Origin of the sequence: Neobacillus sp. SM06 (assembly GCF_050496765.1) — a bacterium.
Taxonomy (GTDB): Bacteria; Bacillota; Bacilli; order Bacillales; family Cytobacillaceae; genus JAEVLT01.
In genome coordinates, this window is the sequence record NZ_JBNWEO010000005.1 from 99,244 (window position 1) to 114,599 (window position 15,356).

Below are 15,356 nucleotides of genomic sequence, written 5' to 3' on the forward strand. Positions count from 1 at the left end.
CACAGGTGGAGGACATAGTATAAGCGAAGGCGTGGGAGAAATGGTTTCCTCCTACACCCAAGATCACCCCAAAGCGCTGAAATGTTGGTAAAATTTCATCCTCTTCATAAAAGATTGGTTCGTTAGAACGAATCTTTTATGAAGAGGGCAGCAAGCGAAGCGCGGTAGGATTTTTTAAGTTTAGATATAAATATAAGACAACTTTCTTGACGAACACCGCTACTGTTATTCACATGTGGATAACAGTACAACATCCCGGTTATACACAGCAGCTGGTGTATGGTTATCCAATGACTGGTGTGGTAAGTAGTGGTTGTGTAGATGGATATAGCGTTCCACACCTTGCCTCGTTTCTCGCGGGCTAGTATAGTCGTTGATATAAATCTCATTGTACTTCAGGCTACGCCAGAACCGTTCTATAACGATGTTGTCCTTTGCACGGCCTTTGCCATCCATGCTGATGCGGATTTCGTTCTCCTTTAGCAAATCTGTGTACTGTGGGCTGGTAAAGTGGCTCCCTTGATCACTGTTAATAATGGCGGGTTTGCGTTTGGCTAGCGCCCTTCTCATAGTCTCTAATACGAACCCGATTTCAAGGCTTTGATCCAATTGCCAATCCACAATGAAGCGAGAATACCAATCCATGATGGCGTAGAGGTACATCCAGCCTTGCTTCATCCGGATATACGTGATATCCACACTCCAAACCTGGTCGGGCTGAGTAATGTTTAGCCCTCGAAGTAGGTAGGGGTAGATCCGGTGCTGGAGATCCCGTTTGCTAAGGTTCGGACCGGGATAGATAGCCATAATACCCATCTCTCGCATGTACTTTCTTACTGTATTTTCGTGAATAAGATCCCCTTCTCGATTCATAATGGCAGCTATCTTTCGATAGCCCAGAAAAGAATGCTTTGTGTATAGCTCATCAATCCGGTGCTTGAGGCGAATTTCCTCCGGAGAGGGAGGGACCGGCTTATAGTAAAGACTGGTGCGGTTTAGATTAAGTAAATCCGCTTGTACGAGGATGGAGTGTTCGGAGCAATCCCATTCTATGAGATCAATACGCTCTTCACGAGTAAAGTTAGAGGCCAGATTTTTTTTTAAGCCACGACAATTGGGTGGTTAACTTACCAACCTCGGCGTAGAGTTCATTGATTTGTTGTTCATATTCTTTTTTCATTTTGGTGATACCTTTACGATCATCAACAAACAGCTGTGAGAGGTTTTGTACCACCTCGGATTTCCACCGGTTGAGGACATTGGTATGGATCCCATGCTCAGAAGCGAGCTGTGAAACTGACTTTTCTTCCTTTAGGATTTCCAGTACAATTTGCGCTTTTTCTTCTGGGTTAAACTTTCTTCGAGTGGTTGACATACAACTAAGAAACTCCTTTTTTATTGTCTAGTTTATATGTAGCATTATACTTATTGTATTGTTCTGCAAACATTTTTGACAGACCTAATCTGGCTCTACATGGACATGAACATGGTATACACCGTAATCTTTTAACATGACTTTTTCAATTGAGGTCGTAATGTCATGAGCTTCATTGATTGTTAAGGTAGAATTTACAAGGATTACAACGTCTAACACTTCATTATTTCCGTAGTTTCTCCCTTTGATTTCCTTTATCCCCTTTACTCCATTTATTTTTATCATTGCATCCCGGTATTGTTTGATTTTATTTTCATCAAAACCATCGGAAAGTTCATGGGATGCCTGCTTAAAAATCTCCCAAGCTGTTTTGCATATTAATAATCCCACAATAATAGCGGTTAGCGGGTCTAACCACGGCATATTTAACTGAGAACCAAAAATGCCTGCGGCGGTTCCAATACTTACCCATGCATCGGAAATGTTATCTTTTGCAGATGCCATCACAGCTTTACTGTTTATTTTTATAGCCAATTTTTTATTGTATCGATAAACAAAATACATCGCAATTGCTGCAAAAATGCCGTATGTGTCAAGTTTTTCTCGGTAGTGCTCTGGACACGTGGTTTCTGGCACTCACTTTTTGTACGCTGACTTCCCTACCGCGCTACCGCTTGGTGGCCTGCACATTTTCATAACGTTCTCACGAACCTTATGAAAACATGCAGGTTATAAACTCATACTCTTAACTAATTGCCCCATAGCGGTCGAATGGGGGGCATGTAAGCTGATTCTCCCGTTTTTGGCTCCTATAGATGGCCGGGTAGCCTGGTGAAGAATCTGGGACATTCTCACCGCTTTCTTCACTTCACGCTGCTTTCTAGCGCTTTTATGCTGGTGCTTAAGGTATACCTCTCTCAAGGTTTGATTAAGAATACCTTGTTTAATTTTAACCATTGCCTCAGCCCCCTCATAGCTCCAATGCATCCCTCTCTTTTTCATCCGAAAAGAGACGTGGCGCTGATTCGACTCCATCGCTCCTAGGTTTCTCGCATTCTCTGGCAGATTCTTAACCTTATTTCTCCAATCAAAAATTCGATCCCAATTTCCACCAATATACCAACGGAATGCTTTTAATTTCTCAAGTTGTTTTGAATCCTCAAGCGTGCTTTCGTATGTGTCTAAACACACTGTAAATGCATCCATATCATGATCGTCAATGGCTTTTTTCACCTTGTCTTTCCAGTCGCTTTTTACCCCGAATGTCCGATTTAGTGATTGCGAAATATGGTAAGAGTCCAGTTGATTCCACACCTTATAACGAGATTGTGAAAAGGCTCCTTGGAATTTGTCAGCTGTATAGCCCAGACCTCCGTCACTATTGGTCACTACTTGAGTATTCTCCAAGCTATAGCGGTGAGCCGTAGTGGCCTGTACTTGGCTCCAAAACACATCTGTGCGCTGAGTGGTCATGATAACCTTTGGCTCTCTCAAAGATACACGTTTTCCATTGATATCCCAGCCCTCATATGTAATGGCGTGATGAACCTCTATATTCTTTCTACGCTTTGTACTTCGGACAAATACCCCATCCGCCTCAGCCATTAAAAAATCCACTTTCTTTGCCTCTGGTAAGCTGGCCGCTTCCTCCAAATCCAATACTAATTCTTCATCCGCCTTCGCTTGTGCTCCTCCCACAGACTTAACCATCTTTCCCACTGTTTGATGGCTGATTGTCACAGCGGTCCATTCTTTTAGGGTTCGAGCCACTTCCCTATAGGCGTTTTGACTGGCTAATTCAGCTACCTTAACCTCAACCAGAGGACTATAACGCTGATGTTTTCGCAAACCCAATAATTCATCAAAAGGATAGACTGGATGACCTTCATTATCATGCATTAACGTATGATTAAATCGGATCGTTCCAAAAGTGAACTGAACAGTCTTTGGATCATTTCGTTCGACTTTCCAATCCGCTTTCTGTTTTTCCTTCACAATTGCCTGGTTCATATGATTAAATACTTCCCCTAGGAGTTGAGAAAAAACCTCATACATCAAAAGCTGAAGACGTTCTTCAAGGATTATTAGATTTTCACTTTCCTTTATTAATTTGTATATTTTTGTTATAATTTTTTCCATGAGAAGGCCTCTTTCTAAATGTATTTCGCCTTGGTCAGCGTACATTTATGATAGAGTGCCTTCTCTTTTTTTACCAGCAATTGGTCCCGAGAAATATTTTACACATAGAAAAATGCCAACATAGGCAGCAACGATGTCTGGTGATTCTTTTCCACCTTGAAATATCGATACAACGGCGTCAATCAAGACTTGCAAACCAACAGCTAACATAATAAAAGAGGCAACCATTGATGCGATTGTTTCGCTCTTCCAATGGCCATAGCCATGGTCATGATCAGGTGGCCTTTGTGAAAGTTTCAGTCCGATGAGTACCGCAAAAGAGGCGATGATATCGGTTGTATTGTTTAAACCATCTGCTTTTAAAGCTGTAGAATAACTAATATAACCAATCACTAATTTTATTATTGAAAGAGCCACGTAAGCAGTAATACTAATGATTGCCCCACGTTCACCTAATTTAATTTACAAATGCGTGGTCCAACTCCACCGTCTTTAGACGGTATACGCTTTTAGCCTTCCCATTCCATGTCCATACTTGAAAATGAGGTGAGAGTATGGATGGATATAAAAAAAGTAGTCATGATGTTTACAACATCAAGTATCATGTCATATGGGTAACAAAATATCGATATAAAATCTTATATGGACCCATTGCAATAAGAACGAGGGAACTAATAAGGCAAGGGTGTGAAGCAAGAGGCATTACGATCTTGCAGGGAAGCGTAGGGAAAGACCATATTCATTTATTATTGTCATGTCCTCCAAGTCTTGCACCTAGTAAAATTCTGCAGTACTTAAAAGGACGATCATCAAGACTTTTGCAGGACGAATTTGCAGAATTGAAAAAAAGATATTGGGGGCAACATTTGTGGGCGAGAGGCTATTTCTGTGCCACAGTTGGAACAGTGACGGAAGAAATAATAAGAAACTATATAGCAAACCAATTCAATGAAGAAAAGAACGAAATATTCAAGATTGAAGAATGAGTTTAGTCTAATTTAGTATGCTTAAGCCTAGGCTCTTTAAGTGGACTTCAGTCTATATTAGCGACTTTAGTCGCCGGCATTTATGTCAAAATCCACCTGCTTTAGCAGGTGGTTGTTTAAGATCCATATATTTTTGCGCTTCCATCCTTTTCACCCCCGAATTTCTTGGTACTTAAATAGAATAGCAGCCAATATACGGGTGGGTCTATGGCAACCTTTTTGCAGTATTCTATATTAAGAAGCTAAATAAAAAATAGTTTCCTGAGGGAAAATACACACCCATTAAGTAGAAAATCTTTAACATAAAAAGAAAGTAATTTCAACTAAAAAACTAACATAATGCGAATTTAAATTTTACAATAATGTGTCTAAAATTCGAACGTTTTGTGAACTGGAAGAAAAATTGTTTTGGAAGGCTTTTCAGTAGGTTGCATTCAAAATAGAATGAAAGCAATGCCTTACTAAATTATTGTGTAAACGTCTTTAGAAAAGGTTGTGGTAAAAACTTTATAAGCGAAAAGTTATTGTTAGGCAAGCGATATAACCTTTTATATCGAAAAGGGAAAGGAGTGTAAAAAATGAAGTTGATTTCTTGGAAAAAACTCTCAGTTATAAGTTTACTAGTAGTATTAATCGGCGTTTTATCAGGATGCAGCGAAAGTTATGTCGTCTTAAATCCAAAAGGACCTGTTGGCGATACTCAGCTAAATTTGATTGTTCTCTCAACAATTATTTTAGGGGTTTTTATTGTCCCGGTACTGTTGTTCTTCTTTTATGTTATTTTTCGCTATCGTGACAAAAAAGGTAACAAAGCTGCATACAAACCAGAGTGGGATGACAATAAGTGGTTAGAAATAGTCTGGTGGGGGATTCCCATTCTCGTCATCGTAGTTCTTAGTGCGTATGCAGTTAGAGATACGTTTGCCCTCGCTAAATCACCGTCACCAGAAAAAAAACCGATGACCATTCAAGTTACTTCACTCGATTGGAAATGGTTGTTTTTGTACCCGGAAGAAGGGATTGCTACGGTTAACTATATCGAGATACCGACGGATCGGCCGATCCAATTTGAATTAACTGCGGATGCTCCAATTAATTCGTTTTGGATTCCGCAATTAGGTGGTCAAAAATACACTTTGCCAGGCAAAAAGTTGCAGCTTTGGTTAGAAGCAGATAAGGCGGGCACCTATTACGGGACGGCTAATAACTTTAGTGGTGAAGGCTTTACCGATATGAAATTTACCGTAGTTGCCAAAGCAGACAAGGAGTTCAATAAATGGGTAAAAGAAGTGAAAGCTGGATCCAAAGCATTAACAATGGATGGTTATGCAAAATTGAGTAAACCAGGTATTGAAGAAAGACAAGAATTTGCGGCCTATCCAAAAGATTTGTTTACCATAATTATGAACAAAAATGGCGGTCGCTATTATCAAAGCAATCAAAGAGAATCAGAAAAGATGAGTAATCCATAGTTTTGGGGGAGGAGAAAAAATGTTGGAAAAGATTCAAGCATTTGCATCGGATTTTTTTGTGACTGGAAATCCGATGATATATGGTGCTGATGTATCAATTGCTTTAACGCTGATCGCGATTGTTTTTTTGCTTACTTATTTTAAAAAATGGGGTTGGCTATGGAGAGAGTGGCTAACGACTGTTGATCACAAGAAAATAGGGATCATGTATTTTATTGCCTCTTTATTAATGTTATTTCGTGGGGGAATTGATGCACTGTTAATGCGAACTCAGCTGGCAGCTCCGAATATGAAGCTTTTAAATTCTGAGCATTACAATCAAATTTTTACTACCCATGGTACGATTATGATTCTTTTTATGGCGATGCCTTTGATGTTCGCCTTGTTTAATATGGTTGTTCCACTTCAAATCGGTGCAAGGGACGTAGCCTATCCATTTTTAAATGCGGTTAGTTTTTGGCTGTTCTTTTTTGGCGCGATGCTGTTCAACTTATCGTTTGTGATCGGTGGTTCTCCTGATGCCGGTTGGCTTAGTTATACTCCGTTATCAGAGAATCAATACAGCCCGGGTCCGGGACAAAACTTCTACATCTGGGGAATTCAAATTTCCGGTATTGGAAGTTTAGCAACGGGAATTAACTTTTTGGTCACCATTTTAAAAATGCGCGCGCCTGGAATGAAATTGATGAAAATGCCGATGTTTAGCTGGTCTGTTCTTTCGAGTTGCATTATTATCATTTTTGCCTTTCCGATTTTAACGGTCACGCTTGCTTTATTGTTTGTGGATCGCTATTTTGGTGCTCATTTCTTTACGATTGATGGGGGTGGAAATCCCATGTATTATATCAACCTAATTTGGATGTGGGGCCACCCTGAAGTGTATATTGTCATTCTTCCAGCATTTGGAGTCTTTTCTGAGGTTGTAAGTACGTTTGCCAAAAAGAAAATTTTTGGCTATAAATCAATGGTGTTTGCCTTGCTAAGCATTAGTATTCTTTCATTTTTAACATGGGTTCATCATTTCTTTACGATGGCTTCTTCGACAGTGGATGCATTTTTTGCCGTAACCACAATGGCTGTTGCGATTCCAACAGGAGTGAAGGTTTTTAACTGGATATTTACAATGTACAAAGGCCGTGTGGAATTTAAAACACCAATGCTTTGGACGTTTGCATTCATTCCAACTTTTCTGGTTGGTGGGGCGACAGGGGTAATGCTAGCGGTTGCACCTGCAGACTTTCAATACCACAATAGCTATTTTCTAATTGCTCATTTTCACCAAGTATTAATCGGAGGAGTCGTATTTGGTTTCTTTTCGGGTGTTTATTATTGGTGGCCGAAAATCTTTGGTTTTAAATTAAGTGAGAAAATTGGAAAATGGGCTTTCTGGTTCTGGGTTATCGGTTTTTATGGTACCTTTATGCCGCAATATGCATTGGGGTTCATGGGGATGCCGCGCCGTGTTTACACATATAGCTGGGATATGGGCTGGGCTCCGTTAAATCTCATTTCAACAATTGGGTCTTTCCTTATGGGAGTTGGTTTCTTATTCCAAGTGTATCAAATTCTCCATGGTATAAAGTATGGGAAAAAGGATACTACGGGAGATCCTTGGAATGGACGTACATTAGAATGGTCGATTCCTTCACCTGCACCAGCTTATAATTTTGCTGTCATTCCTCAAGTAGAGGAACAAGATGATTGGTGGTATAAGAAGCAAAATGGAATTAAGACCTATAAAAAAGAGGAGAAATATAAACCTATTCATATGCCAAAGGATTCTGGCATTCCGTTTATTATGGGTGCCTTCTGGTTTATTGCCGGATTTGGTTTCGTATTTGAGTGGAATTGGCTGGCGATTCCAGGATTGATGGGTGTAGTTGTTTCCTTACTTGTGCGTTATTTTCAAAATGATACAGATTACTATATTTCTGCTGAAGAAGTAGAAAAAACAGAAGCCATCGCGGGGGGTGCCCATTAATGGAACAGACACTGTCCCATCCGAACTCTCATAGCCATGAAGAACATGGACATGATGAAGGTTCACTAAGAATTTTTGGATTTTGGATTTTTCTGATTACCGACCTAATTTTATTTTCCGTTTTGTTTGCTACGTATGCGATATTGAAGAACCGATTTAATGGGGGACCTACTGGTCAAGAATTATTTGAGGTTCCGATCTTTGTCGCGGAGACCTTTCTTCTTTTGACAAGCAGTTTTACAAGCGGCCTTGCCATCTCGGCTTTAAAGAAAGGACATAAGCAAAGTGTTATCGGATGGTTGATTGTTACCATTATCTTTGGATTAGGATTTATTGGTTTAGAAATAAGAGAATTTGCTAGTTTTGTGAATGAGGGTGCTACGATTTCAACGAGTGCATTTCTATCAGCTTTCTTTGTTTTGGTTGGTACGCATGGAATTCACGTATCTGCAGGCATTGTGTGGATGGCAAGTGCAACAATACAATTAATGCGAAACGGAATCAATGAAGTAACTAGCCGGAAGATTACAATCGTAAGCTTATACTGGCACTTCCTCGATGTAGTTTGGATCTTTATCTTTACGGTAGTTTATCTGATGGGGGTGATGTAAAGTGAAAGTGGAAAATAAGCAAGAACATCATTCGTTAGAAAAGTCATATGTGACTGGATATGTGATTTCCATCTTGTTAACCATTATTCCTCTTGTACTCGTTTTAAATCATATGTTGGAAAAAGTGTACCTAATTGTTTTTATATTGGTGGCCGCTTGTTTCCAATTTGTCGTTCAAATTTATTATTTTATGCACTTAAAAGAGAACAAAAACAGGGTCTATATCATATTAGCTTTGACGGTTGGTATTTTTATCGTGGTTACTGTTATTGGCGGGTCTGTATGGGTCATGAATTATTAAAGGTTGGAAAAATAGGCAATGCGCTGGGTCGTCTCCCTCGCATTTGCCTTTTTAATAAAAAATAGGAAACTAGCAGAACTAGAGAGGTAGGTGTTTTAAATGATCAAGCGAAGGAGATCCCTTCTTTATCTATTTTTCACTTTTATTGGTTTAATAGGGTTTCAAAATCCTGTTTTTGCTAACCATGCCGGAGCAATTGAAATTTCCAAAAATACGTATTCTGTTTTTTTATATATCATGATTGCTCTTGGAATTTTGATCATCCTTGTTGTTGTTCGAATTCAAAAGTTAACAAAGCAAGTAAAAGATTTGCTTGTTAAAGGGCAATCAGCCGAGGATTTGCGTTATCAGCGGAAATTTTTATCAGTTGCTTCCATTATGCTCATCATCGGGTTTTTGTCTATGGGAGCTATTTACTTTTTTTTAAGGTCTGCGGCGGGCTACCATTAAAATAACAATATTTCTTACATTACTGAAACAGTTCGGCAAGAGCATGGTAACTTTGACAAAATGATAGGATGATACGTTTATGAAAAATAAGTTTTCCTTGTTTACTGTCCTTATGACAATCGTGGCACTGATTATTGGAAATTTAGTCGTTGCGACAAATTCCGGTGATGCATGTGGTTCTGATTGGCCAAAGTGTAATGGCACGTTTTTTCCTAATATTACAAATGGTCAAATATTAGTTGAATACTCGCATCGAATTTTCACCACGCTGCTTGGATTTGTTATTCTTCTCAATGCCATTTTTGCGTGGTTTCAGCTAAGAAAGAAAAAAACGAAATGGCTGGCAGTCTTATCTTTCTTCCTCCTGGGATTGCAGTCGATCGTGGGTGGATTAAACGTTCTCTTAGGCACACCGGTTGGATTTACCTTTTTCGATGTGACCGTTAGTCTTCTTTTGCTGATTTCAGTCATAGATCTTCATTATGCGTTAGTAAATCAAGATGGTGTGGCAGCGATCAAACAGGGGAAATCAAGCTTTTTTAAATCGGCTAATTTTATCTTGCTCTTTATAATGCTGGAGACCTTGATTGGTGCAATTTTCAAACATCCGAGATTTAGTAAACTTCTTTATGGCAATTATACTGGCGAAGTATTGATTAACAGCCGGGTGTTGGCGCAATTTCTTTACTTTGTTCATGGTTTCTTAGGGTTGGCTTTGGTGCTCACGACTGCCTATCTAATGTTCTTGGCGTTTAAAACCAATCAGTATCGATTTAGATTGTCTTTATTAGTGGCGGCCTTAGTTATTACCACGTTTTTTGGCTTTTTGACCAATGCGCTTCAATTAAGCCCGGCAGCATCTTCTTTTCATATGATTTTTACGATCATCAGTATTTCGATTGCTGCCTCAATTTCTGCACGGGAACGGCTAAGAGTGTAAGTTGTGAATGTTTAGATTTTTTTTCAATAGGTGAAAGCCCCTGGTACAATCCAGGGGCTTTTCTGTTTAGAGAATCAAACTTCTGCTAATCTATCTATTTAGTTTTTAACCTGCAATACCCTCATTGCGTTTAGGACAGCAAGAAGGGTAACTCCTACATCAGAAAAGACTGCTTCCCACATTGTAGCGAAACCAAATGCCCCGAACAATAGTACGATACCTTTTACGCCAAGAGCAAAAACAATGTTTTGCCAGACAATTCGACGAGTTCGTTTGGCGATGTTAATTGCTGTCGGTATTTTTGAAGGTTCATCTGTCATAATCACAATATCAGCAGCTTCAATCGCTGCATCTGAACCTAATCCGCCCATTGCCATTCCGACATCTGCACGGGCGAGTACTGGAGTATCATTAATACCATCCCCTACGAAGATGATCTTTTCCTTTGGAAGTTTTTGGGCATCGAGCTTTTCAATTTCTTCTACTTTATTTTGTGGCAGTAACTCTGCATGGACTTCGTCAACGCCTAATTTTTGACCAACAAAATCGCCAACAGCCTGCGCATCTCCAGTTAGCATGATAGTCTTCTTGATACCGAGTCCTTTGAGCGTGCGAATGGCTGCTTCAGAATCTTCCTTAACCTGGTCAGAAATAACAATATATCCGCCATATTGTTTATCAACAGCTACATGAACAACGGTTCCAATCTCATAAGGCATATCAAAGACAATCTTTTCTTTGCTCATAAGCTTGGCATTTCCAGCTAGAACCGTTTTGCCTGCAACTGTAACTTTGATCCCGTGCCCAGAGATTTCATTGTAGTCTTCGATCCACTCTTCATTAAGCTCTTTCCCATATGCCTTCCGAATGGAAAGGGCAATTGGGTGGTTTGAATGGAATTCAGCAAGTGCTGCGTATTGTACTAATTCTTCGTTGGTAAATGGCTCTTTTGGTTTGATGTTTGTGACTTCAAAAACACCTTTTGTCAAAGTCCCTGTTTTGTCAAAAACAATGTATTTGACATCATTTAATGCTTCTAAATAATTACTGCCTTTTACAAGAATTCCCGATTTTGAAGATGCGCCAATTCCCCCAAAGAATCCTAATGGGATTGAGACCACAAGAGCGCACGGACATGAAATAACTAAAAATACAAGTGCTCGGTAAATCCATTCTGAGAAGGTAGCACCACTAATAACCAGTGGTGGAATAAACGCCAATGCCGCTGCAACAATGACAACAACTGGTGTGTAGTAACGGGCAAACTTTGTGATGAAATTTTCCGTTGGCGCTTTCCGGCTGCTGGCATTTTGAACTAATTCAAGAATTTTTGAGACAGTGGACTCGCCGAATTCCTTGGTCACTTCAACGGTTAATACACCGTTTTTGTTAATACAGCCGCTTAACACATCGTTGCCGACTTCCACTTCACGCGGTACGGATTCACCTGTTAAAGCAGAAGTATCGACCATTGAACTGCCTTCGATCACCTTTCCATCTAATGGAATCTTTTCGCCGGGTTTAATGATAATAAAATCTCCTATTTTCACTTCTTCTGGAGATACCTTTATGACTTCCGATCCGCGCTTGACATTTGCAGAATCGGGGCGAATATCCATCAAGGCACTGATTGATTTACGCGAACGATTCACGGCAATGCTTTGAAATAGTTCTCCGATTTGGTAGAACAGCATAACCGCTACACCTTCAGGGTATTGTTGAATGGCAAAGGCACCAACTGTTGCAAGTGCCATTAAGAAGTTCTCATCAAATACTTGCCCTCTAATTATATTTTTTATGGCGCGTAAAACAATATCTCCGCCGATTAGCAAATAGGAAATCACAAACAGCCCTAATTCCATCATTCCAGATACAGGAGCAAGGAGGCCGGCTGCGCCAAAAATAGCGCCTATCCCTAAGCGTATGACCAAATTATTTGTATCATTACTGCTATGCGCGTGACTATGCCCATGGCTATGATCATGATCGTGACCTTGATTGTCGGTATGGGTATGGCTGGCTGTTGATTCGGGAATGACCTCTACCTCCGGTTCCAGCCGTTTGATTACTTTTTTAGCCTCATCTTCAATTTGATCCAATGCTTCTGGATTGTTTGTAACCAAGACGAGCTTGTTGGAAACAAAATCAACTGTTGAGGATTTGACACCTTCAATCTTTCCGACTCCACGTTCAATTTTTGCTGCACAGTTCGCGCAATCCAGGCCATTCAGCAGAAAACTGCGAGTAGCAGTACCTCTTTTTGAATTTGTTTTTTCCACTAGCGTAATGGCCGGCTCTAACTTTTTCACTTTTTTCTTTACTTCAGAGACAACTTCTGTTTCTTGGGTTGATTCAGTTTCTACTGTTAGCGTCTTATTGACAAAGTTTACAGAAGCTGAAGAAACGCCATCTATTTTTTTTACGCCATTTTCAATTTTCATGGCACAGTTGGCGCAGTCGAGTCCTTCAAGGATAATTTCTCGTCTGACTTTTGCAATTGATTTTCCCATGTTGATTCTCCTCTCTTTTCAAATTGGTCTATATAATTGTGTATATGAGCAATTACTCATATAATTATTATATGTTCATGCATCAATTTCGTCAATGAAAATAACAAATAGGTTCAAAGCAAAATATTGCAGTTTATATGTAAATGTGAGAATATTTCCATGTATTAAATATTTTCAAATTAAAACCAAATGATAATCGAAAGGTGTTGATAAAAACATAGAAGGCGAATGTCATTCTTTTTTCTGTGAATGAATAGAAAATAGGGGAGACAGCGTAGTATAAAAACAAATTGGAGGGAATTGAATGTCACATCACAATGATCACCACGGACATCATGGCCATCATCACGACGATCATCATGGGCACCATCACAGCAGCCACGGACATCATCACGATGACCATCATGAGCATCATCAAGAAAATAGCCATTTAAGCCATCATCATAGCAGTCACCACAAACATCATGGGGGATGTCTTCATGTTTTTGCTCTAATGATTGGTGGAGCAAGTTTCGTCGTATTTGCCATTTCAAAACTTTTCATCTAGCTAGAAGTTCTCATCACGCCCCATTGCGGAAAAGCCCACTGGGTCAATACCAGGGGGCTTTCGCTTATAGTGCGAATGGCAAAATAAACAATTGTTTGTCATCTTACATGGGCTATTAAAGACAATTTATTTATTGTGAGTTTTCCATTAGCTGCAATGGATGATGAAGATTTAAGCGAAAGCCTTAGTAGGACTAATGATGGTTTGCATGTTCGATGGTTTGATTTAATATGCTCATGATGTGTTCATCATCATGGCGATAATAAAGTGTTGTCCCCTCCCGTCTAAATGTTACGAGTCGAAGGTTTTTTAAGAAACGCAGTTGATGTGAAACAGTTGATTGAAGCAATGAAAGACTTTCTGCGATTTCATTCACAGACCGCTCTCCTTGAAATAATAAGTAAAGTATTTTTAGCCTGGTGGGATCTGATAATGCTTTAAAGGTTTGAGAGACAATAAACAAAGTTTCTTCATCCAATTCGTTTACTTTTCTATCCTGATGATTCTGATCCAAAAAAATCGACCTCCTTATTTCATTATAACGACAATCATAAAAAACCAAAATAAAAAGCTGCGGCAAATTGATTCTAAAAAGACCATCTTAAAGGAGGTGTTGTCGAAGCAGTCAAAGAGGGTAATGAATCAGTTATAGAGAAGCTACATAATGCTATTGATAAATTTATTCGATAAATAGGGGATTAACAAATGCACATTCCGTATCAAGCTAAAAAAGTATACAAAATTGCTATGCCGGCTATAGGTGAATCCTATTTGCAAAGTTTACTTGGGGTAATAGACTCATTCTTTATTGCTAAATTAGGATTGCTTGCAATTAACGCTGTAGGTGTTACAAATATTTATAGTATGACATATGTGGGAGTATTTACTGCTTTATCAGCTACACTTTCAGTATTTTTATCAAGAGCCTTTGGAGCAAAGGACAAGGAAAGAAGTAAATCAGTTATTTTTCATGGTCTTTTCATCTCTATATTGGTTGGCTTGCTATTTTCTGTTGCTTCCGTTCTTTTCGCGGAACCATTGTTAGATTTAGTTGGTGCAAACGCGGAACTGAAGGATCAGGCAATCATCTATTTTAAAGTTGTTCTTGGACTAACGCCATTCGTTGCCCTATTCACCGCACAGTCTGCAACTTTTCGTGCAATAGGAGATACAAAAACCCCCCTGCGAATTGGCATTGAGATGAATATTGTTCATGTCATTCTTGATTATGTTTTAATCTTTGGAATAGGGTTATTTCCTGGTTTTGGATTGGCTGGAGCGGCTATTGCCATGATATTGGCCAGAATATATGGATTTGTGCGTCTATTCATAAAATCACAACATATCCCGTCGATTAGTCTTAAATTAGATGATTTTACGCTAAACGGGAAATTGGCAGGTAGTATGACCAAATTTGCAGTACCTGCAACGTTAGAAAGACTATCAATGAGGCTGGGTCAAGTCGTTTATTTTGGATTAATTGTAAGAATGGGAACAGAATCCTATGCAGCACATAATATTGCGGGTACTTTAACGACATTTGCCTCTACTGTTGGTGGTGGTTTTGCAATAGCAGCAAGCACTCTTATTGGGCAAGCTATTGGTGAGAAAAACATGGAAGATGTAAAGGAATACCGCAAATGGAGTTATATTCAATCCGCCATTTCTATGACGGTAATAACTGCTGTTTTAGCTTTTTCAAGTCCATGGATCGGTAAACTATTTACAACCGATGGTACTGTCTTACATTTATTGATGATTGTTTTAATGATTGATATGGTATCTCAACCATTTTTGGCTTCAGTATTAGTTGATACTTCAGCTGTACAGGCGGGGGGAAATAGTACATTCCCTATGTTCGTTACAATAACCGGCATTTGGGTGGTGCGTACTTTGGGAGTTTATCTCTTCGCATGGAAACTTGGTTATGGTTTGCCGGCGGTATGGATTTCCATTGCGGCTGATAATGCTTTGCGTGCAAGCTTATTTGTTTGGTATCGAAAAAAGCGAAACATTGTAGAAGTATTAGCATAATCTTTTTTAA

13 protein-coding genes and 2 pseudogenes are annotated in these 15,356 nt (G+C 39.4%); 9 read left to right on the plus strand and 6 right to left on the minus strand.

The genetic code is table 11. From position 1 onward, the window contains the following. Positions 1-225: 225 nt before the first annotated feature. The 4 genes and pseudogenes from ACQYAD_RS00660 to ACQYAD_RS00675 all read right to left on the minus strand — a co-directional run. A protein-coding gene (locus ACQYAD_RS00660) for an IS3 family transposase (RefSeq protein ID WP_430234555.1) occupies positions 226-1,375 on the minus strand; the annotation gives its coding sequence in 2 pieces (ribosomal slippage) (positions 226-1,102 and positions 1,101-1,375; 1,152 coding nt in all). An 84-nt stretch (positions 1,376-1,459) separates the two neighbouring features. Beyond that, positions 1,460-1,960, minus strand: a pseudogene (locus tag ACQYAD_RS00665) (cation diffusion facilitator family transporter); the annotation flags it as partial. Between the two features lie 144 nt (positions 1,961-2,104). Then, the gene (locus ACQYAD_RS00670; RefSeq protein WP_430234557.1) at positions 2,105-3,514 is read right to left on the minus strand and encodes an ISLre2 family transposase; all 1,410 of its coding nucleotides are present in this window, start codon (positions 3,512-3,514) and stop codon (positions 2,105-2,107) included. Positions 3,515-3,625: 111 nt separating this feature from the next. Further along, a pseudogene (locus ACQYAD_RS00675) lies at positions 3,626-3,976 on the minus strand (cation diffusion facilitator family transporter); the annotation flags it as partial. 92 nt (positions 3,977-4,068) lie between these two features. Between ACQYAD_RS00675 and tnpA the strand changes: the two are divergent. The 7 genes from tnpA to ACQYAD_RS00710 all read left to right on the plus strand — a co-directional run bounded on the left by tnpA (position 4,069) and on the right by ACQYAD_RS00710 (position 10,255). After that, positions 4,069-4,500, plus strand: a complete 432-nt coding sequence (gene tnpA, locus ACQYAD_RS00680; protein WP_430234559.1) for an IS200/IS605 family transposase — start codon at positions 4,069-4,071, stop codon at positions 4,498-4,500. A gap of 578 nt (positions 4,501-5,078) precedes the next feature. Then, positions 5,079-5,972 carry a cytochrome aa3 quinol oxidase subunit II gene (gene qoxA / locus ACQYAD_RS00685; RefSeq protein ID WP_430234561.1) on the plus strand — a complete coding sequence of 298 codons (894 nt, stop codon included), beginning with the start codon at positions 5,079-5,081 and terminating at the stop codon, positions 5,970-5,972. A gap of 19 nt (positions 5,973-5,991) precedes the next feature. After that, complete coding sequence (locus tag ACQYAD_RS00690; RefSeq protein WP_430234563.1) at positions 5,992-7,953, plus strand: cbb3-type cytochrome c oxidase subunit I; 1,962 nt, start codon at positions 5,992-5,994, stop codon at positions 7,951-7,953. After that, positions 7,953-8,564 carry a cytochrome o ubiquinol oxidase subunit III gene (cyoC, locus tag ACQYAD_RS00695; protein ID WP_430234565.1) on the plus strand — a complete coding sequence of 204 codons (612 nt, stop codon included), beginning with the start codon at positions 7,953-7,955 and terminating at the stop codon, positions 8,562-8,564. The genes ACQYAD_RS00690 and cyoC overlap by 1 nt, the downstream gene beginning before the upstream one ends. Before the next feature lies 1 nt (position 8,565). Further along, positions 8,566-8,865, plus strand: a complete 300-nt coding sequence (locus tag ACQYAD_RS00700; RefSeq protein ID WP_430234567.1) for a cytochrome o ubiquinol oxidase subunit IV — start codon at positions 8,566-8,568, stop codon at positions 8,863-8,865. Positions 8,866-8,964: 99 nt separating this feature from the next. Then, a complete protein-coding gene (locus ACQYAD_RS00705) occupies positions 8,965-9,315 on the plus strand; it encodes a hypothetical protein (RefSeq protein WP_430234569.1) in 351 nt (116 codons plus the stop codon). A gap of 79 nt (positions 9,316-9,394) precedes the next feature. Next, on the plus strand, positions 9,395-10,255 hold the full coding sequence (locus tag ACQYAD_RS00710; protein ID WP_430234571.1) for a COX15/CtaA family protein: 861 nt from the start codon (positions 9,395-9,397) through the stop codon (positions 10,253-10,255). Positions 10,256-10,353: 98 nt separating this feature from the next. Here the strand turns inward: ACQYAD_RS00710 and ACQYAD_RS00715 are convergent, their stop codons facing one another. Then, on the minus strand, positions 10,354-12,765 hold the full coding sequence (locus ACQYAD_RS00715) for a heavy metal translocating P-type ATPase (RefSeq protein WP_430234573.1): 2,412 nt from the start codon (positions 12,763-12,765) through the stop codon (positions 10,354-10,356). Positions 12,766-13,069: 304 nt separating this feature from the next. Between ACQYAD_RS00715 and ACQYAD_RS00720 the strand changes: the two genes are divergently transcribed. Then, positions 13,070-13,312 carry a hypothetical protein gene (locus tag ACQYAD_RS00720; protein WP_430234575.1) on the plus strand — a complete coding sequence of 81 codons (243 nt, stop codon included), beginning with the start codon at positions 13,070-13,072 and terminating at the stop codon, positions 13,310-13,312. A gap of 193 nt (positions 13,313-13,505) precedes the next feature. Here ACQYAD_RS00720 and ACQYAD_RS00725 read toward each other — a convergent pair whose 3' ends face one another. Beyond that, positions 13,506-13,826, minus strand: coding sequence for an ArsR/SmtB family transcription factor (locus tag ACQYAD_RS00725; RefSeq protein WP_430234577.1), 321 nt, complete (start codon positions 13,824-13,826; stop codon positions 13,506-13,508). 191 nt (positions 13,827-14,017) lie between these two features. On the opposite strand from ACQYAD_RS00725, the gene ACQYAD_RS00730 reads away from it, so the two are divergent. Continuing rightward, positions 14,018-15,346, plus strand: a complete 1,329-nt coding sequence (locus ACQYAD_RS00730) for an MATE family efflux transporter (protein ID WP_430234579.1) — start codon at positions 14,018-14,020, stop codon at positions 15,344-15,346. Positions 15,347-15,356: the final 10 nt, after the last annotated feature.

Excerpts from the sequence above, each read along its gene's own strand:
- ACQYAD_RS00730 (WP_430234579.1), top strand. The coding sequence starts at position 14,018 with ATGCACATTCCGTATCAAGCTAAAAAAGTATACAAAATTGCTATGCCG.
- qoxA (WP_430234561.1), top strand. The coding sequence starts at position 5,079 with ATGAAGTTGATTTCTTGGAAAAAACTCTCAGTTATAAGTTTACTAGTA.
- ACQYAD_RS00690 (WP_430234563.1), top strand. The coding sequence starts at position 5,992 with ATGTTGGAAAAGATTCAAGCATTTGCATCGGATTTTTTTGTGACTGGA.
- ACQYAD_RS00710 (WP_430234571.1), top strand. The coding sequence starts at position 9,395 with ATGAAAAATAAGTTTTCCTTGTTTACTGTCCTTATGACAATCGTGGCA.
- ACQYAD_RS00720 (WP_430234575.1), top strand. The coding sequence starts at position 13,070 with ATGTCACATCACAATGATCACCACGGACATCATGGCCATCATCACGAC.
- tnpA (WP_430234559.1), top strand. The coding sequence starts at position 4,069 with ATGGATGGATATAAAAAAAGTAGTCATGATGTTTACAACATCAAGTAT.
- ACQYAD_RS00705 (WP_430234569.1), top strand. The coding sequence starts at position 8,965 with ATGATCAAGCGAAGGAGATCCCTTCTTTATCTATTTTTCACTTTTATT.
- cyoC (WP_430234565.1), top strand. The coding sequence starts at position 7,953 with ATGGAACAGACACTGTCCCATCCGAACTCTCATAGCCATGAAGAACAT.
- ACQYAD_RS00715 (WP_430234573.1), bottom strand. The coding sequence starts at position 12,765 with ATGGGAAAATCAATTGCAAAAGTCAGACGAGAAATTATCCTTGAAGGA.
- ACQYAD_RS00670 (WP_430234557.1), bottom strand. The coding sequence starts at position 3,514 with ATGGAAAAAATTATAACAAAAATATACAAATTAATAAAGGAAAGTGAA.